Here is an 803-nt window from a genome sequence, read left to right as displayed (position 1 = left end):
GTACCTATACTTGTGATGCCCTGATTATCTCAACAGGTGCCTCTGCTCAGTATTTAGGTCTAGAATCAGAAACCAAATTTAAAGGGCTTGGCGTATCCGCTTGTGCCACTTGTGACGGTTTCTTTTATAAAGATCAAAAAGTCGCCGTGATTGGCGGTGGTAATACGGCAGTCGAAGAAGCTTTATACCTCTCTAACATTGCTTCTGAAGTCACTTTAGTGCATCGCCGTGATAGCTTACGCTCTGAAAAAATCCTACAAGACAAGCTGTTTGAAAAAGCCAAAAACGGTAACGTCAAAATCGAATGGAACCATCAAGTCAAAGAAGTCGTCGGTGATGACATGGGCGTCAATGGTGTCGTTATCGAATCAATGATTGATGGCAGCACCAAACAACTAGATACAATGGGTATGTTTGTCGCCATCGGCCATAAGCCTAATACCGACCTATTCAAAGGTCAATTGGATATGAAAGATGGCTATCTGGTCGTCAATAGTGGCCTTAATGGTAACGCCACGCAAACCAGTATCGAAGGTGTGTTTGCCGCAGGTGACGTGGCTGATCATGTCTATCGTCAAGCCATTACCTCTGCTGGTACTGGCTGTATGGCAGCGCTTGATGCGGAGAAGTACTTAGATGCCATCGGTGAGGCAACGGCGAAAGACCATACTTATGCATCAACCTTGACTGCTGATCAAGAAGATTAAATGAATAACTTCGCGCAGCACGGCGATAATGATCAATACATCACGCCTGAGACTTTAAAAAGTCTTGGGCGTTATGACTTTCCTGATCCTGTCTCT

The 803-nt window shown here is 44.8% G+C and carries 1 protein-coding gene; it reads left to right on the top strand.

Translation table 11 applies throughout. The annotated features are described in order from the left end of the window. On the top strand, positions 1 to 707 hold a 707-nt coding region (locus ACS8FC_RS16530; protein ID WP_439297577.1), incomplete at its 5' end, for an NAD(P)/FAD-dependent oxidoreductase. Positions 708 to 803 lie beyond the last annotated feature (96 nt).

The sequence above is a fragment of the Psychrobacter sp. 1Y4 genome, assembly GCF_051847555.1.
Note: the sequence above shows the minus strand (reverse complement) of the source record. Positions and strands in the feature narration are given on the sequence as shown.